The following is a 221-nucleotide window of genomic DNA, read 5'->3' as shown; positions in this document are numbered from 1 at the left end:
GAATTCTATCTCGATTACGGCGATATCGATTATCGCGTCACGGTGCCGTCGAATTTCCTTGTTATGGGATCGGGAGCGCTGCTCAACGAGAAGGACGTTTTGACGGCGCAGGAACGCCAGCGTCTGGCGCAGGCACGCATGAGCGAAAAACGCGTGCTGATACGCAATCAGGCCGATATCGAGGCCACCTCCCGCATATCTGCAAACGGCACCCGTCGCTG

Annotated in this window: 1 pseudogene; it reads left to right on the top strand. The window is 57.0% G+C overall.

Features of this window, described 5'->3' with window-relative positions:
- Positions 1–221: pseudogene (locus P792_RS38060) on the top strand (M1 family peptidase); the annotation flags it as partial.

The organism is Asaia sp. SF2.1, from assembly GCF_000505765.1.
GTDB classification, from domain to species: Bacteria; Pseudomonadota; Alphaproteobacteria; order Acetobacterales; family Acetobacteraceae; genus Asaia; species Asaia bogorensis.
This window is presented reverse-complemented; position numbering and strand designations above follow the sequence as displayed.